This window comes from Ruegeria sp. CDSA236 (assembly GCF_059611285.1).
Genome location: NZ_JBXWPG010000010.1, coordinates 65,117 through 87,373, shown reverse-complemented (window position 1 = coordinate 87,373; position 22,257 = coordinate 65,117). Strand labels below are relative to the sequence as shown.

Annotated in this window: 16 protein-coding genes; 6 read left to right on the top strand and 10 right to left on the bottom strand. The window is 52.2% G+C overall.

Annotated elements, in window-relative coordinates; genetic code table 11:
- Window positions 1–459: 459 nt before the first annotated feature.
- The 3 genes from AC2FLB_RS15635 to AC2FLB_RS15625 all read left to right on the top strand — a co-directional run bounded on the left by AC2FLB_RS15635 (window position 460) and on the right by AC2FLB_RS15625 (window position 5,768).
- Window positions 460–2,076: a phosphate ABC transporter substrate-binding/OmpA family protein gene (locus AC2FLB_RS15635; protein WP_496709606.1), complete on the top strand. Its 1,617-nt coding sequence runs from the start codon at window positions 460–462 to the stop codon at window positions 2,074–2,076.
- 94 nt (window positions 2,077–2,170) lie between these two features.
- Window positions 2,171–3,193, top strand: coding sequence for a hypothetical protein (locus AC2FLB_RS15630; protein WP_496709605.1), 1,023 nt, complete (start codon window positions 2,171–2,173; stop codon window positions 3,191–3,193).
- Between the two features lie 298 nt (window positions 3,194–3,491).
- Window positions 3,492–5,768: a serine/threonine protein kinase gene (locus tag AC2FLB_RS15625; RefSeq protein WP_496709604.1), complete on the top strand. Its 2,277-nt coding sequence runs from the start codon at window positions 3,492–3,494 to the stop codon at window positions 5,766–5,768.
- 403 nt (window positions 5,769–6,171) lie between these two features.
- Here AC2FLB_RS15625 and AC2FLB_RS15620 read toward each other — a convergent pair whose 3' ends face one another.
- Window positions 6,172–7,266, bottom strand: a complete 1,095-nt coding sequence (locus AC2FLB_RS15620) for a helix-turn-helix transcriptional regulator (protein ID WP_496709603.1) — start codon at window positions 7,264–7,266, stop codon at window positions 6,172–6,174.
- Window positions 7,267–7,474: 208 nt separating this feature from the next.
- On the opposite strand from AC2FLB_RS15620, the gene AC2FLB_RS15615 reads away from it, so the two are divergent.
- Window positions 7,475–8,425, top strand: a complete 951-nt coding sequence (locus AC2FLB_RS15615; protein ID WP_496709602.1) for an alpha/beta hydrolase family protein — start codon at window positions 7,475–7,477, stop codon at window positions 8,423–8,425.
- A 73-nt stretch (window positions 8,426–8,498) separates the two neighbouring features.
- On the opposite strand, the gene AC2FLB_RS15610 is transcribed toward AC2FLB_RS15615, so the two are convergent.
- Entirely contained in the window at window positions 8,499–10,046 is a 1,548-nt protein-coding gene (locus AC2FLB_RS15610; protein ID WP_496709601.1) for an ankyrin repeat domain-containing protein, read from the bottom strand.
- A gap of 861 nt (window positions 10,047–10,907) precedes the next feature.
- On the opposite strand from AC2FLB_RS15610, the gene AC2FLB_RS15605 reads away from it, so the two are divergent.
- Window positions 10,908–11,405, top strand: coding sequence for a hypothetical protein (locus tag AC2FLB_RS15605; RefSeq protein ID WP_496709600.1), 498 nt, complete (start codon window positions 10,908–10,910; stop codon window positions 11,403–11,405).
- Between the two features lie 8 nt (window positions 11,406–11,413).
- The gene (locus AC2FLB_RS15600) at window positions 11,414–12,088 is read left to right on the top strand and encodes a sensor histidine kinase (RefSeq protein ID WP_496709599.1); all 675 of its coding nucleotides are present in this window, start codon (window positions 11,414–11,416) and stop codon (window positions 12,086–12,088) included.
- A 221-nt stretch (window positions 12,089–12,309) separates the two neighbouring features.
- Here AC2FLB_RS15600 and AC2FLB_RS15595 read toward each other — a convergent pair whose 3' ends face one another.
- The 8 genes from AC2FLB_RS15595 to AC2FLB_RS15560 form a co-directional block, all read right to left on the bottom strand.
- Window positions 12,310–12,981, bottom strand: a complete 672-nt coding sequence (locus AC2FLB_RS15595) for a response regulator transcription factor (protein WP_496692155.1) — start codon at window positions 12,979–12,981, stop codon at window positions 12,310–12,312.
- 94 nt (window positions 12,982–13,075) lie between these two features.
- On the bottom strand, window positions 13,076–14,659 hold the full coding sequence (locus AC2FLB_RS15590; RefSeq protein ID WP_496709598.1) for a sensor histidine kinase: 1,584 nt from the start codon (window positions 14,657–14,659) through the stop codon (window positions 13,076–13,078).
- A 1-nt stretch (window position 14,660) separates the two neighbouring features.
- Window positions 14,661–16,190 (bottom strand): ABC transporter transmembrane domain-containing protein, encoded by a 1,530-nt coding sequence (locus AC2FLB_RS15585; RefSeq protein ID WP_496709597.1) that lies wholly within the window; start codon window positions 16,188–16,190, stop codon window positions 14,661–14,663.
- Window positions 16,187–17,251 carry a hypothetical protein gene (locus tag AC2FLB_RS15580; protein ID WP_496709596.1) on the bottom strand — a complete coding sequence of 355 codons (1,065 nt, stop codon included), beginning with the start codon at window positions 17,249–17,251 and terminating at the stop codon, window positions 16,187–16,189. Before AC2FLB_RS15580 ends, AC2FLB_RS15585 begins: the two co-directional genes overlap by 4 nt.
- 217 nt (window positions 17,252–17,468) lie before the next feature.
- Window positions 17,469–17,897: an EF-hand domain-containing protein gene (locus AC2FLB_RS15575; RefSeq protein WP_496692151.1), complete on the bottom strand. Its 429-nt coding sequence runs from the start codon at window positions 17,895–17,897 to the stop codon at window positions 17,469–17,471.
- Window positions 17,898–18,958: 1,061 nt separating this feature from the next.
- A complete protein-coding gene (locus AC2FLB_RS15570) occupies window positions 18,959–19,747 on the bottom strand; it encodes a transporter (protein ID WP_496709595.1) in 789 nt (262 codons plus the stop codon).
- A gap of 41 nt (window positions 19,748–19,788) precedes the next feature.
- Complete coding sequence (locus tag AC2FLB_RS15565; protein ID WP_496709594.1) at window positions 19,789–20,799, bottom strand: DUF1254 domain-containing protein; 1,011 nt, start codon at window positions 20,797–20,799, stop codon at window positions 19,789–19,791.
- A 16-nt stretch (window positions 20,800–20,815) separates the two neighbouring features.
- Window positions 20,816–21,874: a DUF1214 domain-containing protein gene (locus AC2FLB_RS15560; protein ID WP_496692146.1), complete on the bottom strand. Its 1,059-nt coding sequence runs from the start codon at window positions 21,872–21,874 to the stop codon at window positions 20,816–20,818.
- Window positions 21,875–22,257: the final 383 nt, after the last annotated feature.

Here is a 22,257-nt window from a genome sequence, read left to right as displayed (position 1 = left end):
GAAGTCCCTCACATAATCCGCAAGGGGCAATTCACACCCGGATTCTGTCCGTTTCGGCCGTTCCCTGAGCTCGCGGCCTAACTCACGAGCGATTGCTGAAACCGCTCGGCAGGTTCAGAACTTTGTAACAGAACCGTTCGAGTGCTCGAAATAGTTAAGAATCACCTGGGTCAAAGGCTGCGAATGCCTAGCAAGAAAGGTATGAGGTTCGTTCTGAGAAATCTCAAGGGAAACCTGAGGCCCTAAAATCACGACTCAATTCGACGTTGAATCGCGTCAGCTTCGGATACAAGCTAAGAAAGAGCGCCAACTGTGGTCAGAATCTGCCTCAAACGTGTCCATAAGTGGGGGGAAGCAAGGCAATTTTATGTATCCCCGCTGCAGCCTTGACTAAACTTCCCGGGTACCGCTACGTCATTAAGAAATTATGAAGGTTGTATCAGTTTTTGCGAAACAACCTTGAGTAAAACGAGAATCAATAATCAGAAGTTTGAGGTTAGGAAAATGTTAAATCGGGTCCTGAAAACTACCTCTGGTGCGTTGATGTTGTCCGTCGCGACCATGGCAAACGCTGAAACTGTTCAATTGAACAGTTTAGACGGCGGAATGACTCTGACCGGAGAGCTAATAGATTTTGATGGCGCCAATTACGAACTCCGAACGGTGGTTGGTACAATCACGGTTGACGCTTTCAAAGTTGAATGCATTGGCGAAGCCTGCCCCAGTCGGAACGAAGGTCCGGTCGAATATGGCATTTCTGGTTCTTCTCGCCTGGTCGATGTCTTATTCGCTGACCTTACGACGCAATTCGGTGAGGAGATTGGCGGCACTGCTTTGCGCTCTGAGGAAGAAGGTGTTGATAAGCTACTGCTCCGCAACGAACTAGGCGAGTTTTTGGCCGAAGTCTCCTTGATGGGTGGTGACTCCGCAGACGGGATCAAACAACTGGTCGATGGAAACTCAGCACTGGCAGTGACCACACGCCCGGCTCAACCCGACGAGCTGGCAAGCGCATCGCAGGCTGGACTCGGGGATATCACCACGAGTGAAAACGAGAAAATTTTTGCGCTGGACGGTCTAGTTGTTATTACATCGCAAAGTAACCAACTGCGGGCAGTCGCCGAACAGGATCTAGCGCGAATATTTTCCGGAGCCATTTCCAACTGGAGCCAGATTGGTGGGCCCGATGCCCCGATCCAGCTTTACATGCGAGTGCCTGAAAGCGGAACTGCGTTGGTTTTCAATGACCTGATCATGAACCCCGTGGGCGCAACATACGCGAGCGATACAAGCTTTTTCGAAACAGACACGGAATTGGCTGCAGCAGTTGCTTCTGATCCGCTTGGTATCGGAATTACCAGCCTCGCAAGTGCTGATGAGGCCAAGGTTCTTGCAATTCGCGGTGTTTGTGGAATTCAGGTTCCAGCGACACCTTTCACCATCAAGACAGAAGAATACCCGCTTAGCCGACGCTTGTATGCATATACCGGCAAAACTGCGCCAGCACAGTTGAACCGCTTCATGCAATTCCTCGAAAGCGAAAAGGCGCAAGAGACAATTGATGCTTCGGGCTTTGTGTCACTTGGGGAATCCCTGCAAGGCCCCAATGAGCAGGGACTACGCTATCTTGGCGCAGTTATGCCAACCGATGCAGAGGTTACTCTGAAACAGTTGCAGGAAATGTCGGCTGAGCTGTCCGGTGCCGACCGTAGTTCTATAACCTTTCGGTTTGCATTCGGATCCTCTCGCCTGGATACGCGGGCACAGGACGACATAAGGCGCCTTGCTTCGTTGCTTGCCAAGGAAGAAACCACAAACAAAGAACTTCTTTTGATCGGATACACAGACTCTGTCGGTGCTGGCGGATCCAACCGGTCACTCAGTCAGCAGCGTGCCAAACAAGTTAGCAATGCGTTGCTACAAGCAGCGCCTACCAACAGCCTGGACGGGTTAACCATCCGAACTCTGGGTTATGGTGAGATCTCGCCGCTAAGTTGCAACGACACTGAGAATGGTCGCCGTATCAACCGCCGAGTGGAAGTCTGGTTGCGAGACGTTGTCACCACATCCCAGTAGCGAAGCGCCAACTCAGCTTCGGAACGGGAATACAACGGTCAGTGACCAAGACGATAATTCAATGGAGTAACGTCGTATGAGAATGCTCGCAGTATTGGCCAATGTTTTCCTACTGCAATTGTCAGGGGCGGCTGTCGCGCAGGAAGACCCATACAAAACCGCAGTAGACATCTGGCTCAATGGTAGCGAGGCCGTAGGCCTGCAAGGTTTGTCGGAAGCGGCCAGTCAGGGGAACACGTCGGCGCAAATGATCCTTGGTCAGATCGATCGCGATACTGTACCTGGAGGATTTTCCGATTACTTGATCAATCATCAGGCACGAGACCAGCTTCTTCGTGCACCGGATCCCGATAAGGGAACCGTAAACTGGTTGCTTGCTCTGAGCAATCCTGCCCTACAAAAACACGGCGAGGCCATCTTTGGATATCGGGTTGGTCGTCAGCCAATCAGCAATGCGATAGCACTGCAAACTCATGGTGAGATTGAAGGTGCCGAGTATGTACTGTGGAATACACTGAATAACGGCCGTTTTGATCTGATCAATTCCATGCCTTCAGAAAACTACGGCCTGTCCGAAGCCGGTTTTCTCAAGTGGATCGAAGCTTATATGGCGCGGGAAAACAAGGCGATCACGATGCGGGCCTTTGTGGAAGAATCCAATCCCAAACGTGTTTCGGGGTTGTTGGGTCTCAAACGACTGGCACGGCTGTTGAACCTCAATCAGCATTTTTCCGACGAAGCCAACCAGTTCACGACAGTGATGCTGGGCCGGGGCTCGGACTTGCCTGAAAGTGTCGATTTGGTTCGCTTGAACGAAAGCATTTCCCGCATCAGTGAAACCGATAAATACTTGAACATCGTAAAACGCTACTGCGACTCATGCGAAGGTGAAACAGTGGACTACGATTGCGTGGTTCAGGCTCTGGAAATCATAGGTGGCTACAAGACGCTGATGTCCATCCGCACCCCAGTTGAGGGGTCAATTGACCAGGCTACATTCATGAATTCTAATCGTGCGGTCGAAATCTTCGCGCAGCTGGTAAACAACATGCGCCGCCACTACTCTCGTGGCATTCGATCGTCTTGCATTGCCGCTAATCTGAAAGCCAAGATCTAACATATAGCTAAAACAAGGTTTGATTGAGATTATCACATGTTTGAAGGCGTCGTGAACCTTTGCAAAATAGCTTAACCGTTCAATGGTTCCGGTTCCGGTAAAGCAAAAGTAAAACGTTTGTATGTACTGACTTCCTACGCTGACCAACTTGGATCGAACAGTGTGCATACTGGAAATCACGAAACAAACGGACTCGCGTAAAGAGTGTGTATAACTGAGAAACGTTTTGTGATTGGAAATTGAATAATTCCTGATGTGCAAGGGACGATAACGGACGGGACGAGGCATGGGCAACGTAATGAAACTAGTAACGACTGGTGATGAAGATACGGGTCAGATGATCGGAGCCTCTTCCGCAGACGACCTCCCTGCAGGCGCCCGGTTGTTGCATGGTCAGTACAAAATTGACCACTACCTGAACAGCGGCGGCTTCGGCATTACCTATCTGGCCAATGACAGTCTCAACCGCAAGGTGGTCATCAAAGAGTGTTTTCCAGCCATGTTCGCGCGCCGACAGAATCTGCTGGTGAAGGCTCGTGTGCAAAAACACAAAGAAGATCTTCGCCAGATTGTGCGGCACTTCATCAACGAAGCCCAGCGCCTGGCAACTATGGATCACCCCAATATCGTTGGTGTGCACCAAGTCTTTGAGGACAACGACACCGCCTATATGGCACTGGACTTCGTTGAAGGCCCGGACCTTTTGGACGCAATCGACGACGCTGAAACCCAGCTGGACGAAGCCGATGTCATGTCGATCCTGCGGCAGATTCTGGATGCGGTCGCATTTATGCACAAGCAAGGGATGTTGCATCGGGACATATCGCCTGACAACATTCTGGTCGGACCCAACAAGATACCTGTATTGATTGATTTTGGTGCTGCGCGTGAGCAAAATAGGAAAACAAACCGTGTTTTGTCTGCCTTACGCGCAGTCAAGGATGGCTATTCCCCACAGGAATTTTATGTCACTGACGGCGTGCAAGGGCCGTTTAGCGACCTCTATTCCTTGGCGGCAACATTCTATCATGTGATCACCGGAGAGCGCGCGCCAGACAGCCAGACTCGGGTCTCTGCGATTGCCGAGCAAAAGCCCGATCCTTGCAAACCTTTGCAGGGGCGCTTTGATAAGTATGATGACGTCTTTCTCGAAGCGCTCGACAAGGCTATGTCGGCGATGCCAAAGGATCGCTTTCAAACCGCTGATGAGTGGCTCGAGGCGATAGATCACTTGACCGAACAGACCGCCGTTGAACAGGATGTTAGAGTTGCGGTCTCTTCATCCGGCGGAATCAACCGTGTCGCAATAACCGGCGGGCTGCTGGCATTTGGAGTTGTAGGTGCCGTAGTCGGCGTGCTGGCCATCGGAGTATTTTCACCATCCTCCGAGCCACAAGCAACGCAAGAGGACGTTTTGGCTGCCGAAGCTGAAGCCCGCGCCCAAGCTGAGATCGAAGCAGCGGCGACAGCAGAAGCAATCGCAGATGCCACCGCACGGGTCGCAGAAGCCGAGGCACGATTGGCCCAAGCCGAAGCCCGCGCGCAGGCAGAGACCATAGCGCGTGCTGAGGCCGAAGCCGCAGCTCAGGCAGCGGCTCAGGCCGAAGCCGAAGCCCGCGCCAAAGCGGCAACCGAATCGGAAGCTCGTGCACAGGCTGAGGCCGAAGCGGCTGCCCAGGCAGCTGCCCAAGCCGAAGCCGAAGCACGTGCCAAAGCCGCTGTCGAGGCAGAAGCACGCGCGCAAGCCGAGGTTGAAGCGGCCGCCAAAGCCGCTGCAGAGGCAGAAGCGCGCGCGCAGGCCGAAGTCGAAGCGGCAGCCAAAGCCGCAGCAGAAGCGCAAGCCCGAGCACAGGCTGAGATCGAAGCAGTCGCAATGGCGATGGCAGAGGCAGAATCGCGCGCGCAGGCTAACGATGAAGTTGCTGCTAAAGTGAGCACTGGCGACACAGATCAGGCGAATGTCGAAGCTGATACTACCACTCAAATCGTTCAGGATTTAGGGCCGACTTCAGTGAAGTCTGAATGGAAGGTTCTTTTGCCTTTTGTAGCGTCGGCGGATAGTCCCGATACTGTGGAATACGTCGCTAGCGAGGCCCCGGTTTGGGTTCACGCGGGGCTGCGTATTGACTCTGTCAATGGGATTGAAATCAATGATCTGAACTCCATCGCTGCCGTTCTACTTCAATCTGGGGCTACTCCTTCGCAAGAGGGAACCATGGATGTGACCATCGGGCTTTCTAACCCAAGAGACGGTGTCGAAGTGCGGGACGTTACACTGGGTGTCGTACAAGACACGACCTTGTCGAATGGCGTCGTTTTTCAAACTCAATATGCAGAGAATGGAAAATGGGTTACGAGCGTGGCTCATGTCCCAGAAGATGTAGGCCCAGGCACAACTCTGAAACCGAACGACCAGCTGACAGCATATTTTCCGACAGATGAAAATATCGATGGGCAAGATACGATTGCCGATCTTCTGCGAGCAGGTTTGAATGACGGCCAGACTGACTTCAAGTTCACGGTCAGAAGAGGCACTTCTTTGTGGCTGGCGGACTTGCACTACGTGGGCAAGTAATAGAGAGATCATGGCTGAACGCAGTGTGCGAGTTGACCACGCCACATTGAATAGGTGGGTTGTGAAAAAGCATAAACTGGTTCTAGTCTTTCGAAAAGTTTGCGACACATCTGTCTGGGCGTTCGTCACAGACGAAGATAACGAAACCGGTATGTTTCATTTCACCGTATATGGAGAAAGTGAGCCAAAGCTCTCTGAACAAGTCGGTGTTCTGAGCAGCGGAATGCTTACCAGCCTTGCAATGAGCAAGCTATGCGGTTCCACTCGCGATTGGCGCGAAGTCCTAGCCTGTTGTCGGCACATTCATTCACTGAGATTGTGACTTTGCTAACGCAGCATGAAGGCTGCGCCACGGACGCGGCTTCGAGCCGAGACTACTGTCATTCGATTTGTGACCAAGTATTTACGCCGAGTGTGAATGCTTGGAATTTTGCGGATTATGGTCGTCGAATTGTGGTTTCTCTTTTGAATTTCGAAGTGCGCGGTACTCGATAGGCGTTTGTCCGTAGACCCGTTGGAATGCACGATAGAAGTTGGAGCGTGCCAAAAACCCTGATTGAGAAGCGATGTTGGCAACGCTTTCATTAGTTTCTGCAAGCAACCGGGCCGCATGAGCCAAACGGAACTCGTTCACGTATTGCGACATGTTGGTTCCTTGAGTTCTGTTGACAGCAGACGACACAGAGCGGGCCGGAAGGCTTAGGCGCTTGGCAAGTCGTTGGACAGTTATGTTGGGGTCCAAAAAAAGCTGTTGTTCATCCATCAATGTCTGCAGTCGTTCTAGGACTTTCGCATCTTCAGTATTGGCTACTGGCGCTGCGTATGACACCGCGTCGGCTTTAGAGAACATCACTGGGAGCGTGATTGACGTCGCAAGAAGTAGAAAGATCAACGGAACAGTTCCGTAAGAAATCAGCATTGAGGCATTGGCGCCCTTGTTGAATGCAAAGTCGATTGCGATCGCGCTATCCAAAACCAGTACAAAGACGAGAAATCCAATGCCGCGTAAAAGCCAGTTGGAAAGGGCCTGGGTGACATCGACCCGTGCTTGACTCAGTGCGTCGGGCCCCTTCCGCCAAAGTAAGAAGAGAGCGACGCAATAATACGAATAGCTGGCACTGATTACCCAATCCATACTTCTCAAGTCGCTGGCCAAGAGCAGATACAACCCAATCAAAATGAAAGGCGCACCTAGGTGCATCATGACGATCTTGGCGACGTCGTGTTTTTCGACAGCCATCGATGCAAAGCTCAGATAAAGGAGTGGCCCGAGAAACAAGGGCAAACTGCGTTGCAGCGGGATCAACCCCTCGACTCCATAACCAAACCGCAGACCGACCAACAAGGATGAGAAGGCGCCCAACCCAAAGAAGGCTGAGAACAACATGTTGGCCAGACGAAAGCCCACATCCAACCGCCAGGCCAGCATGGAAAGCACACCGCAAAGAAACGCTGTCGCCAGCGGCAAGGGAAAACTGATCAACCCGGGGCTGTCCATTTGTCCTCTTTCTATCGCGACCTGTCCTCGATCGGGATCAAGGACAGGTATAGGCAGTGCAAAGCATTGTTTCAAATAAACCTACGGCTCAGCTTTGACGCATCTTGAACGATGATTGGAGCTTTCGATGAGACAAACTTCTTACCTTCTTGCTGGAGTCTTAGCTATGTGCGCAGCCACGGCATTTGCCCAGCCGTACCGGTCTGCAATGACAGAACTCAGTATCGCCGACGTCGAGGGAAAGCGCGATCTGTCCGGATTCATTTGGTATCCAACAGATGCCACTGGGCCAGAAACATACGACTTCGAAAGCGAAGTGTGGGTGGGGACGAAAGTTGTGAAGGATGCTGCGCCAGCGACGAGCCGGTTCCCACTTGTTGTCGTATCTCATGGTATGTTTGGTAACGCTTATAATCAGGCGTGGCTTGCCGGGGCCCTAGCGCAACGTGGTTACATTGTGGCCGCCATCAGCCATCCTGGTACGTCAACTTGGTCTCGCGACCCCGATCTGACCCGGCAACTATGGGAGCGGCCAAGGGACATTTCCCGTGTTATAGACCATGCGACTGGTGCATCTGATTTTTCGCAATATGTCGATTCAGACAGGATCTATATGGCTGGACACTCACTGGGTGGGTTCACGGCCGTTGCCTTGGCCGGCGCAAGGTACGACGCAACCGGGTTAAGTCAGTTTTGCGACACTCAGCCAGACGAACTGGCTTGTGGCATCCTTTCGGGTTGGAAAATCGCGCAAACACCTGAAGATCGCGCTCAGATGGAAACTGACCTGTCTGATGCTCGGATCAAGGCATTTGCAGTTTTTGATCTTGGCGGAACACAGAGTTTTTCCGAAGCGAGCCTTCGGAAAATTGACCGACCGATGTTGGTCTTTGGGGCGCCGATCATGAATTCTGGTCTGACTCTCGACATTGAATCCCGTGCCCTGATTGCCGCGCTACCCACGCAGAATGCACGCTATATCGAGCCCGAGACGCTATCGCATTTTGACTTCCTGGGTCGCTGCAAGCCCGGTGGCTACGAACTGCTCGCAAGAGAAGAACCAGGAGACGAAATCATCTGCTCAGATGGTGGCACAGCTCGTGCTGCCAAGCATGAGATGATCATCGACGCTGTTACGGATTTCTTTTCGGATTCATAACCATGCGAAGGCGGAATGGTATGGTGAATCCGGCCTTCCGCCTTCGCCTCCTGTCATGATCGCATAAACCAGTTTAGGCGACACCACCGTCGACAACTTGCTCGGGATATAGCTCCGCCCAATCTGACAAAAACTCGGATACGGCATCTTGGCTTGCCAGTTCTATGGCACGGCGCGGAAGAGCGACGCCTTCCCGCAATGCTAGACTCAGGCACCGAGTATAGTCGCGGTCTAATCGCTGCGGGCAGTTCTCCGACCCATGAATAACTGTGGACAGAAGTGTTCCTCCATAGCCGTTCACATGTGTCAGGTCTGGCTTTAACGACAGAAGGTACTCCATGACGTCTGGCAAGCCCTCCCATCCGGCAACCTGCACCGGTGTCAATCCTTCGGTATCTGGACGGTCATATTCAACTCCTACGGCGACCAGTCGTCGAACGTGATCCAGTTTTCCCGGGATGTGCAATATCATTCGAATGATATTGCGGTAAGCGTCAGGTATCTTGTCTGGGTCAAGGTCGCCTGGCGGCTGAACGCCATCGGCAACGGCAACGGCACTCAATGTAGTTTCGATTTCACTCAAGGTCGTATCTGCGCCGCGCTCTTCGAGCATCCTCGCCAAACTGACATTTCCAAATACCCGCGCATAAGCAAAGGGTGTAGTGTTTTCAAAGGGCCGATTCAGATCGGCTCCATTTTCAAGAAGAAGCTCGACCATATCTGGCGTGGCCATCCTTCGCGCCGCCTGGTGTAGCGCAGGGACGACCCACGGTGCCTCGCCGCCAACATGCGTCCCGTCAAATTCATCTACTTTAGCCCCGTGGTCGAGAAGCATCTGAACCGCCGTTGTGTCATGGAAGTCCATCGCGCGCAGCAATGCGTTTGTCCCCTTCGGGTCGGCGCCATGATCCAGAAGCAGTTGCAATCCCTTATGATGACCCAGCTCGGTTGAGTGATAAAGGCTCTCGCCGTCGTTCGGATTTGCGCCGTTCTCCAGCAGCCATTGCCCAAGAACCATATTGTCCGAATGGCCTATAGCGAAGTAGAGCGGTGATAGCTTGTAGTCGTTGCCATGGTAGACCGGCGCACCAAGATCAACATCAGCACCGGATTCCAAAAGGGCATTTGCGATATCAAGCATGTCATTGGCCAGCCCGGATGCGCGATGAATCCACTTGGACCGGGCGAGGATCGTCAAAGGCGGCGCCAGATCGCCAATAAGCTGGGTCGCCAGTTTCGGCGTTTGGTTGAGAAATTCCAACACATCCGACTTGCGATAAAGGGCCAGACACAGCCCGAAATCTCCGTCAGCTAGATCAGGCGCGTCAGCCAGAAGTTGATCAACAGCCGTAAAATGACCCTGAGCGAGAGCCAGTTTCAGGCGCTGTCGTTTGGCGGCTTTGTCCATGCCTAGTAGTTCGGCTGCGAACTTTAAGGCAGGCCAGGTCGGAAAACTGTTCTCGCACGCAATTACGTGCAAATAGTCCGAGTGCCTGAGTGCTGTTGCCTCCGGTCGAGGTGGATAGTTTGCGATGCGTTGACGGGCGCGTAATTCGCCTGCTTCATAGTCTTTGCGAAGTGCTTTGGCATCGCGGCGCAATTGGTCCAGGGATTTTGCCATCGGTGTCCTCACTTTTGGCTCGATGGTCCGCTGAATCCGAGCATGAGACATACCGAAATAAGGCTGTCGTATTGTTGATAGAGATGCCGATGACAGCTTTCCGCGGACCTGGAGGCTTTCCCTAGAAGCATTCCTATCATAACCATCCGAAGCAGCACCCGCAAGATCGGCTTGAGTGGATGACACTGATGCGAATGACCGCAAAACGAAGGCCGCGGCCTGCAACGAGACCCAAGAAACAGATGCTGCACTCTGCACGAAGGTCGGTAATGTGCACACAGTTGCCAATTAGGAACTGTTGTTCATCTCGTTCTGAACCACGTCGGCGTCTGAATGCTCGCAGGGCCAGTTAACGAGTCATTTGCGCCTTAGACTTCACTTCACACCAACGAAAAACAAATCCTTACAAATTTTTAAGATGTCTGAAAGGTCAGTTAAAACTCCCGGTATTCTACGGACAGCTTAGTTGATTAGTAACGAGGCGAGGGTCTTGTGCTGAGTTCTGTTTTACCCGTTTTGGCTGGCGTTCTTTTTGAAATTGGGCATCTGTGGCCGGCATTCTTTCTGGGCCCCGAAAGTGTTTTGGCTTTTTCAACCAACACTGCCCAATACTTAGTCTTTGCCTGCATTGCAGCACTGGTTTTTTTGCACAGAGGCCACAATCTCTCTCGCAACCTAAGTACATCAGTTCTGAAAGTGACATCTGATCCCAAGTGTCACACCCATCGGAGGACCAACGCCCTCCCTGGTTTGGATGACAGATTAATTGATCAGCTGTTTCTTCATGCCCAAGCAGTTCGAAGTGACAGACATACAGGTCGACATTGTACCTCCACAATCACAGCGAGAATTGGATAGAAAATGTCGAAATCCAAAGGTGACGCCACCTCTGTGCTGGCCAGATTTAACGAAAGATTTGGCCTGATTCAAAAACACGTCATCACCATTCCGCCCGCAAACAACAAAGCCCGCCCGGACAATCGTGCATTTGGTGCAGGTCAGACCAACTATTCCAAGGCCAAAAAGGAGCCAAACATGTCATTGGACATTTCTAAACTAAGTGAAATCAAAGGTCTTCTGGGGGCGTGCCTCGTCGACAGCGATACCGGTCTTGTTTTAGGCACAGAGGGCGGTTCCAAGTTTGATCTTGATACCGCAGGCGCCGCGAATGTTGAAGTTGTCCGCGCTAAGCTGCAGGCAATCGAAGCTTTGAAACTCAACGATACCATCGAAGACATTCTGATTACACTTGGCAAACAGTTTCATCTGGTTCGCCCACTGGACAAAAACCCAAACATTTTTGTGTATGTCGCGTTGGACAAGAAGGTCGCCAATCTGGGTCTCATCTCGACAAACTGACGGCTTTGATGTCAACGACCCGATCAGCCGCTGCAGCAATTGCGCATGATCTGAAAAGCCCGCTCACTCATGCTTATATAGCACTTCAGAAAGCGAAGGATTCTCTACAATCGGAAGGTCGATCCTTAGAACCGATTGACCAAATTCAATCTGAACTTGATCGTCTCAAATGGACCTTCGAAACAGTTTTGAGGATCGACCGTATTGAAGAAGGAGGCGGCCCCAAAGCGTTCAGCTATCTGGATTTAAATAGATTGGGTAGAGAAACAGTTGAAAACATTATTCCACTTGCGGAGGTTAAGGACCAAAGTCTTATTTTTGTGGATAACCAATCAGGGCGTACACTAATCGAAGGTGATGAAGGTATGTTGAAACAGCTCTGTGCAAACCTTCTGCAGAACTCAATTGATCATTGTCCGGATCATTCCAGGATTCTCCTGACTGTTGAACAAGAAGAAAGCACCATTACGCTCTCGGTTATTGACGATGGCCCTGGTGTTCCCGAAAACACACTGGGCAAGCTATTTGTTCCTTTCTATAAGCTAGAAAGTGAACGAACCAGTGTTGGGAATGGATTGGGTTTGGCGCTGGTGAAGGCTATAGCAGATCATCATTCGGCGCTCTTAGCGGCGACAAACAACTCACCTGGGTTGACTGTTTCAATTAAATTCGAAATCGCTTAGCGGCTTTAATTGAGACCTTGGCTCACACAGTTGTAAAGCGTCTTGTTGGCATTGGTCGGCATGCTGAATTCTCTTACACAAAGTGGGCAAGAAAGTTTCTTGAGTGTTTTCTTCTCAAACCCTGAGATCGCTCAAGAGCCGGAGCATTGCTATTCAACCTTGCGCAATATCTAGGCCTCTTTAATGGAGGTACTTCTTCGACTGATCCACAAACGAAGTATTCAGCTCATGCGGTAACCGACGTTTCTGAGGGTCACGATCCTCTGACCATCTGCACCGATCTTGCGTCTGAGGCGCCCGACATAGACATCTACAACATTGGTCAATGGATCTTCATTCATTCCCCAAACTGAATTCAGAATCCGCTCTCTTGATAATACGCGCCCAACATTGGTCAAAAACAAAAGGAGAAGGTCGCGCTCTTTCTTCGACAGCTGGATTTCTTGACCTTCGACAGCGACCTGAAGGGATTGCTTGTCAAATGTAAGTGCTCCGCATGTAATCACCGTGTTGCTGAGATTATTTGCATAGCTGTTGGCGCGGCGGTGCAACGCTTCTATCCGAGCGATGAGTTCGTCGAAATCAAAGGGTTTAGGAAGATAGTCGTCTGCACCAATCTTCAATCCTTCTACCCGTTCCTCAGGGCTATCCAAGGCGGTCAACATCAGGATAGGGATCTTTGACTTTCGGGCACGTAGCTTGCGACAAACATCTTGTCCCTGAATTCCCGGCAACATCAGATCCAACAAGATAATATCATAATTGCCGGATGCTACGTGCTCCAAAGCATCTTCCCCGCTTGGTGCATGATCTATGGACCAACCTTCAGCAGACAATCCGCGGCGTATGAAGTCAGCTACGCGTGTTTCGTCCTCGACAAGTAGAATATTCATAGTGTGCCTCAGTTTTCTCTCTGTCTGAAACCATGTATGGCAAAGCTGCGTGAGGTTTTATGGTTTTGCAATTTGCTTCTGAAACAGACAGGCATTAGCCCGTTTCTCGTCGAACATCGGTTTGTACAATTTTCATTAGGGGTTCTTTGGGCAGCGTTATAATGATTTTCAACCCGCCCTCCTGGCGATCTTGAAGATCAACGGTCCCACCATGGGCTTCGACAATCGATTTAACGACTGGAAGCCCCAGACCGCTTCCCTCGATCCCCTGCCCCGAGGCGTTTGAGCCCCGAAAGAACCGGTCGAATGCCTGGGATTTTTCCGCTGCGCTCAGGCCGGGACCGTCGTCTTCGATTGTAATCGAGCAAGACGCGAGCCCTTCTTCCAGTATTGCGCTGATTGTTGGGCCTCCATATCGTCGTGCATTTTGCAACAACGCGAGTATTGACTGGCGAAGCCGAACCTCATCGACCGAAGCCTTCACCATACATTCTGGGCTTTCGACCTGCACCGGATCAGGGAACATCGCCACGGCATCTCGTACCACTTTTCGTAGATCCGTTTTCTTGCGATCCAGCCTAAGTTGACCCGCCTCGAACCGAGCGACGGTTAGCATGTCATCAACGATTTGATTGGTGTGCTTTGCGGAATCCCGAATACGGGCGAGTGAGTCGGAAGTATCCTCTGACAATGTGTCTGATGTCCTTAAAGTAACGTCGGCCTCTCCAAGGATAATTGCCAGTGGCGTTCGCAACTCGTGACTAATATCGGCCATCAATCGTTTGCGGTTCTCTTCCCCCATTTCAAGTTTGTCGATGAGTTGTTGAAGCTCGAACGTTCTGGCAGCAACCGTTTCTTCAAGTTGCCTCTTTTGCTCGGCGCGACTTGCTTCTCGGGCAGCCAAGCCTTCCGCCATGCTATTCAGAACAGTGCCTAATTCCCTGAATTCACGGCTACCACCAAGATCTACGGGCTTCGAATAATCGGCTCTTCGCAGGCGCCCAACGCCGTCTGCAAGCAACGTAAGTGGTTTTCTGATTTGGCGGTTGAACGATACAAGGGCCACCAGCAACACACCTATGGCCGCAAGAACGATCACGTAAACCAATCGTTCATTCCATTCTCGAAAGGCTGCTGCTTCGGCCAAAACTTCTTCAACCTCTTCCACTTCCTCATCAAGCGCGGCCTGAATTTTTTGATCCAGTTCGTCATCAATGTCCCCGTCCAGCAGGGCGGCCAGACGCTCAATCCGCACAAATGTCTCAATCGGGCTACCAGCCTCTGAAAGGTTCGCGATGGCTGCATTGACAGCTTCTATATCGTCTTCAATCTCATCGAGAAGCTCCAGCTCTTCGAACTCCTCTTCGCCTACCATCTGAATTTCCCGGGCAATGGTCTTTCGGATTGCATCCAAAGTCTGGGCGATTTTCTCCTGCAGCTCTGTCTCGCTGATCCCATCATCCCGATCGCCGATAAGAAGTGCGTCACCGTGTTGCTTGAACAGACGGTATAGGTCCGCCTCAAGCCTCAGATGCAGGCCATATGACTCATGGGCCAGGGAAATTCGGGCATCCCACCATCGGGTTTTTTCGAGACTGTATAGGGTCAGGCCCGCTAGCCCACCCAAAAAACCGATCAGTACAGCGGCATAAATCCCAAATAGAGTAGATGAACGCATATCAAATAACCCTTGAATTCTGTTCTAAACTAAGCGGGATGGCGTGTTCGGCCAAAATGATGGTGGCCGACGAAAACTCCTGCAGAGTTTCGAGCAATTCAACCGTGTGATGCCAGCATGACATCCACCTGACTGACGCGATGATGACGACATCAGCTTTGCCGAGAACAGCGCGCACGAGATCCAATTGCAGAGTCTGGAGTGGCAAAAGACCTTTACCGTTCTCCGCCAACCGTTGATCTAGGCCGCGGGGCGCCGCGAGGAGATCGGACAGCCCAAAAACCCGCATAACCGTTGCTATCCTCAGATCGCTCGGTCGTCTCCGACAGCTCAGCGTTGCGGATCGTCGCAAACTTCCCTGAAGTCCAACATGGTTGTCTCCGATAAAGGCGATCTTCGGGGTACTAACTCCCCCACCATAACAGACATCAATGCCATCGTTTGCGTCTAGCCCGGCGATGATACGCGCGAGGCTGTTTGCATGTATATCTGTTAATTTGGAAACTGATCCCGGCGGAGCCACAAATGAGATGGGCTCCTGATCAAGCTCTCCGGCCACCTTGATGGTAATCGGGTCGTTTAGGTTTATTGCAGATCTGGTCACTTCTGGTTCCGAAAGCAGCTTCTCGGCTTTTTCACGGGCGACCCTCCACGCGCAATATTGGTCCCACGCCTCAGCCAGATTTTGTAACGGAAGGGCAATCAACGCCAATACCGACAGGCAAGCTGCAACTGTCGACGGAGCAATGGCGTACCGACTGGCCTGCCAAAGCATCAGCAGAGCGGTTAACGCCACACCCAGCTGCAAGACCGCCTGCAGGCTGGTTGTTCTACCGCGACGTGCCAGCGCATCACTGCGCAAACATGCGCCCTGTTTGTCAAGCTTGCGCAGTTCACGGTCGGTTCGACCCATCTGGTCTAATTCAGGTGCGATAGAAATGCGTTCAATCATGGAAATAGCAATGTTGGCTCGATTTCGACGAAGTTTTTGATGGCGCCGAACGAGATGCCAGGCCAGCAACCCCATTGCGACCAGTGCAACACTCAGCGAGGCGATACCATTGATCGCAAGCATAGGGTCGAGAAAATAGAGAATGGATACCGCGCCAGGGATCACAATCATTGCAGACCATGCATCCGGCAATCCGCGACCAAACCAAAGTCGCGCTGCAGATAAGTCACCGACAAACCTTAGGGACAACGCTCCAACTCGGCGTTTTTCATGTCGGGACTTTGGAAGTCGCGCAATCTGTCGATAAAGCGTCCGGCGCAGTGAAATTGTGTAACTCTGGCCAAGCGCTTCTGCCCGATATCGTGAAAAGAAGAGACATGCTGCTGCGACGGTACCGGAGACCCCCAGTTGCAAGACAGTATTTGTTGCAAGTACATCCCCGGCGTGAAGTGCCGCAAAAGCATCTCGTGTAGCAAACGCTGCGAAAGCAAGCGCAATAGCCTGCACGATTCCGCAGGATACCACGAGGACCGCATCAATGATGCGGTCCCTTGTGGCCAGTCTTGGGAGGGGGTTCATGCGGCCACATCTTCGCGGTCGCGTCGCATCAACGGTGCAACATGTTGGGCGATAATCGCTGGCGACCAAAGATCTTCGCGTGTTAAAATTGGGCGGCTGGTTACTTCTGCAGCTTCAGCAGCAGCCAACGGGGAACAACTGACCTTTCCGGATACCGCAAATGGGCTGAGACCCACATTATTTAGAACGGTTACACCGCCCAACGCACTCAGCGCGTCCGGCGCAGCGAATAAAATGCCGTCCAATCGATCCCGAATGCGTGAGGATTGTAAGATTGCCCGTGTTTCCTGCTGGAAGACGCCATCAGCGATCTCGACAACCACGACTTCGGCACCGCGCGACGCTGCAGTTGCAACCAGTGTATCAAATCCGGATTCGATCGCTTCAAATGGCATTCGATACGTGGTCGCCATTCCTACGTCAGTGAAATCAAGAGCTGGCGCGCCCCCATCTTCGAAACTGTTGAAGTCACCAAAGGCCCCGGTTCCGGTGGCTTTGACACCGGCGACGGCATATCCAGAGCGCATCAACCCATGGCCAAGGCTTGATGCGGCTGTAGTTTTTCCTGAATTCATTGAGGCTCCAAAAACACCAATGACCGTTACGCGCTCGTTGGTCGGCATCGATGGTAACGCATAATCTGCCACGTTGATCACCTGACCCTTGGCATTGGTCAAAAGGCCGATTGGCTTTAACCGTGTTGGATCATCCATGCAATCATGCGCGGCGTCTACGCGACCTGCGACGCCGCCACCGGCAACGAGATCGATAAGATCATCATCAATCACCGCGCTGGCAAGAAATTGGTCTGGTGCGTATCGGTCACCCAAGCATAGAACAACGTAATCGCCTGGGTAACTGACAGAGGCGCGACGTTCCGCTAATTGGATTTTCTTGTGATGACCAATCTCGGCGATCTCACAGAGGATAAGATCCCCTGCCTTTGCAGTATCCAACTGCGCGGAAAGTCCATGTACATCGGACCGGTCAACTCTGCGGGTTGTAAACGCCCATTTTGCGATTTCGCAGGCAATATGCGAGGTTTGGGGAAACTGTGTCATGCATTGCTCCGTAACTGGCTGTTCAGTGAAATCGTTTTGCCAAAGTGATGTGAGAACATTTGCAAAGTGGAATGAAGGATTGGCATGCAAACGAATGAACGGCAAATGAACACTTTTCAGGGTCCTCGTTTCTGTCTCAAAGCAATCTGATGCTAGTTCGATCTCCGGTTTGTCCTTGCGGACAGTCACTTAGAGTGCGCAAACGAACGGTTTTCGGTCAGTCATCATCGTTCCGATCGTCGCCACGGTCATCGTCTCCATCCCGTTCACTAGCCCCTTCGTAATTAGATCCGCGATCATCTTGACCTTTAGTTCGATCTCCACGACCGCCGCGGTCACCAGTGCTACCTATCTTGTTTTTTGTTCCCCACCGTAACTCAAGGATCGTGATGCGATTGTCTCGGTTGCGATCAATGTCTTCAAGAAGCCGCCGCGCACCAACTTCTCCAAAGGCGGCGGACAGCTCATTCAAGCTCAAGACACCGTCAGAATTCGTATCAACAGACCTGAAACTAGCAGTCTGCGCCGCTACTTTATTGAATTGACTGTCGCCAATCAGAAAAGTGAAAGCCAATAAAACGGCGCAGGTTAGGTAGCGAAAAATTCTCAACTTGCGTTGCGCTGACCTACTTCCAGTCTTTGTCACAGACGATCCCCTGCTCGTCGGTTGTTTCTGTGAACCAACGGTATTTAATTTCAGTAGGACAATATGGCTCGCAGAGATGAAAAGCGCATATATAGAATGTGAACGTTGGATGAACGGTATTTCCATGCGAAAAGATGGCTTGGCCTTATTGTTTGGAAGCCTCTCGGTATCAGGTCCGGATACTAGAGACTCAGGAACTGAAAATGCGGTGTTTTCAGTTTCCTACCAGAGAAATTCGGAGTGCAGGTGCTGGGCAATTGCCGCCTTTGGTCCTCACGGAAAAACCTTCTTGGCCTCTTAATCTTGGTTTGGTCCATCAATCAGTACTCGAAGCCAACAACGTGGGTTCGTTTCAAACAGATCAAAAGGACTTCGATAATCTTGCAATTTACACAAATCAATCAGAGGCTTTCTCCACAGAAAGAAGTTTACTGTTTCTGTCAGATTGAAGGTTTGATCTTATCCAGCAACCGTTCAGTTTTACATCACCACCGAAGGCCTACTTCCCGCCAGAGATGTTTTTCGCCGCGATCACAAAGCGTACAAAGCGGTCATTCGGGCGGAGAATACCAGGGGCAAGTTTGTCCGCACAGCAGACATCGACCACCACTTCTGATCGTTTGAACCTTACAAAACTGTCAGATGACGGCTTTGAGCCCAACCCGGTCATTGTTATTTTTCGCGGCGCAGGCTCGCAACGGAAGAAATGCTACATGCACTCGAAATCTGGCGCTGTGACGCGGCGATGAAACCGGCCATTGGTGCAACGCGCAGCGAGGCTGGAACGGTCAATTCACACAGTCGGGAAAGCAGTCTTTCGCAGCGCGCGGGCCAAGGATTGCTTTACGGAATTTACGACTTCTAGATCCTTTCTCCCTGGACTGATGGAGGTACTACCATTGCCTTATCAAAGCACCAATGTATGCGACCTAGCTTGAGGCGATTGCAACTTCTGAAGATTAGGTGCGAGCTCGACATGCGCTAGCAACATTGCCTATCATCTGCTCTGCCATCAAGACTCCCTGACTTCCGCATTTAACAATCAGAGCCTGCGCTAAACGTCAGCGCCTTCTGGGCACGACGACTTGGGCTTGGAGGCGAAAACGAACGCCCTCCGCACCCACTTTGGGTGCCTCAAGCCAATAGCCGGCCCCGGCTTGTAAATTGACCGGCACCGCCCCCCATTGCACCAGCCGTGACACCGATGCGTTAACTGGCACAGCCCAGGCTTCAGCCTCCCAGTCATAGGTGCTTTCGCTTTGCAGTGAATAGGTCCAGGCACCTTCAGTGGAATAAGCAAGAAAAGGCTGGAGAAAACTCACATTCGTGGGGGTTTCGGGGTGGCTCTCCAGATCCCACAGATGATTGGCCAGCGCGCCATAGGTCCAAGGCCCGGTCTGACGCAGGGCAATGCCGGTGATCCCGGCGGCCCAGGTGTCGCTTGACACGTCGCTAAAGGTCGGTAACCGCACAACCGGACCAATGCCCCATGTCAGATCCCCTGTTCCTGTAGGAGAAAACCATGCGGAGAACAGAATATCGCCGACCCCTTCCTGACGCGTCCCCGGGACAATGTCTTCCTGCCAGATGTAAGGAATGATAGTACGGGTGATCAGGTTAAGGTCATTGTTAAGTTCAAAGGGCACGACTGGCTGAAAGTTCAACGTGGTGCGCGACCCCTGATCAGAGACACCCAGGTTATCATCATAGTTCAACTGAAACGGAACCGAGATGATGGCAGCAAGCGGGTTGGCCAGTTCCTGGGCCAAATCGGCGGCCTCGTCTGCAACGGTTGAGGTTCCTACGCTGGCTGCAAAAAACAGCCCCACAAGTGCATGGGATCGACGCATGGCCGTGTACTCCTTTTTGAAAGGCGGGATGGGCGAGTGGCCTAGTTGATCGGTTCCACCGTCGGGAACGACCAACTACCGCTCAGGATTGCATCCTCTGGCTCGTAGAGGCGGACAGCATAGTTCCAGCCCGGAGTGATCGGAAGGCAGTTCACGCGGCCGTCGTCGCACCCACCAAAATGGAGTGTGACTGATCCGTCTTCCGCGGCTTGGGCCGTATAGCCGTTGTAGCTGTTAACACCCAGATCATTAGCAGCCAGGAAACCCTCGCCATTATAGACGGTCACCGACCAGAACGCCCGAACCGGGACATCCTTAACTGTAACCGCGTGTGGCGTTTCTCCATCGTTCGCATCGACCGCGCCCAACAGGTAAATCGCTGCCTCTGGGGGCAGGCCGCCCCAACCCGAGAGCGCCCCAACCAGAAACTGAACCGGGTCAACGTCCTCTTTGGCTCTACCAAAGGCACGCGACGTATCGATGCCCAGCAGGGACAAATCGCTGATTGCCTGACGCGCTACGGCAAGTTGTTCGGTATTCCAGTTGGGCGCATCAAACGGACCAGTTCCACCGCCACTGACAACAATCTGATCCTGCGCCGCCCGCGCCGCAGCGATGTCTTGTGGGTCAGTTACATCTACAAAAGTGCGGAAGGCAATGAATCCGAAAGGCGTACCAAGGTCTTCTTTGGTGATCAGGTACGTGCCGGGCGTTGCCTCGGCGTACATGAAATGATCCTGGTTGATGACATGCATCGAGATGTAACGGCCATCCGCCTCGGGGAGCGTAACTTCGACGGGTTCGGTCAAATCGAGCAGAACCGCAGAGTAAAGCGTATCCTGGTTCATTCGGATCACCGGCTGATTGTCAGGTGTTGTGGCTTCGCGCATATGCCCTAACTCGCCAACGGCCAAGCCGAGATTACTCATGTTAGTGCGGAACATATGGTCGGTTTCCGCGCGCACGAGATTGTCCACGGTCACATCAACCACGTCCTCGGCCCAGACCCCTGTCGGGAGTGTCAGGGCGATTGCCAGAAAAAGCTTCTTCATTTTTGCATCCTGTCATTCAGTTCACGGGTTGCACGGTCGGGAATACCCAACTTCCGTCGATGACCTCGGAACCGGGCTGATACAAGCGCACGGCGTAGTTCCAGCCGTCCATGATTGGAAGGCAGTTCACGCGGCCATCGTCGCAACCGCCGAAATGCACGGTCACACTGCCATCGTCGTTCTGGGTGCCCGAAACCGAGTTGACCACGTAGGCGTCGAGGGAATTGAGTTCAAAGAATCCGTCTGCATTGTACAGGCTCACGGACCAGAATGCGTTTACGGGAACATCCGCCGGCACCTGGATATAGTATTCGCCGAGCGGCAGGCCGGGCTCGATATTGAGATAAAAGGCTTCTTCTTCTGGTAGACCTCCAAAGCCGGCTGCGGTGCCCAAGAAATGGCGCAACGGGTCGACGTGTTCTGCCGTGCCAAAGGTCCGAACGCTGTCTGTTGCAAACCTGCCCAACTCAATCGCGGCCTGACGCACGGCCGCGAAGCTTTCGGTGTCATAATTGGGCATCTCGAAGGGCGTTGCCGAGGCAGCTTCGATAGTGAACCCGTCCTGAATTGTGTTGACTGCCGCGATGTCCTCCGGACTCTCGGCATCCACCAGTATTCTCATGAAAACAAGTACGTAGGGGGTGTCAAATGTGTCCATGTCGAGCTGAAACACACCACCGCCATCAAATACTTCATTGATGAAATGGTTCTGATTGACCACCATCGTTGTCATGTACCGGTCGCCCACATCGGGCAGTGTCAAGGTTGCGCCTTTGCTGATGTCGATAACCGCAACGCTATAGAGTGTGTCCCGGTTCATCCGGATAGTGGGCTGATTGTCGATGGGCGTGGGTTCATTGAAGTGGAAGAACTGGTTTACGCCTCCGGCCAGCCTGTCATACGTTTTCAATTCGTTGTCAGTCGCAGCCCGAACAAAGTTACTTATTGTGACCGGCACCTCGTATGTCTCGGCAAGTGCATCAACTGTGGTATCAAAGCTCTGAGCCGTCGCGGAGCTCCCCAACGCTGCAGCCAAGGCCGCCAGCTTCCAGCATTTGCGCGTGTGATTGATCATTTGCCGCTCCACTAACCAATTATTGCAATACATTGCTTGATGGTCCCGACACCTGCTCAGGCGGGCATTCTCACGCCCCTCAATTGGTGGGTTGCAGAAACTCTACAATTGGAACCATGGTCGTTGTTTTTCAACAAAACACAAAACTCGAATGTATACCCTGACCGATTGGAACAACCGTGTCGGAAAACTGGTTCAAAATGACAGGTTGCAAACGCGCATTGACCAACCTGTCTGATATTCTTCTTGTTTTACGCCCATGCGGCTGACCAATCATTCTTGTTGGGATGTCAATTTTTAGACTGAGATCAGCGGATGGTAAGGCTCTGTGCTCTCAAACCTTGCCAGCTGGAGCCTGACTTTCTCAATTCAAAAAGTGTGTT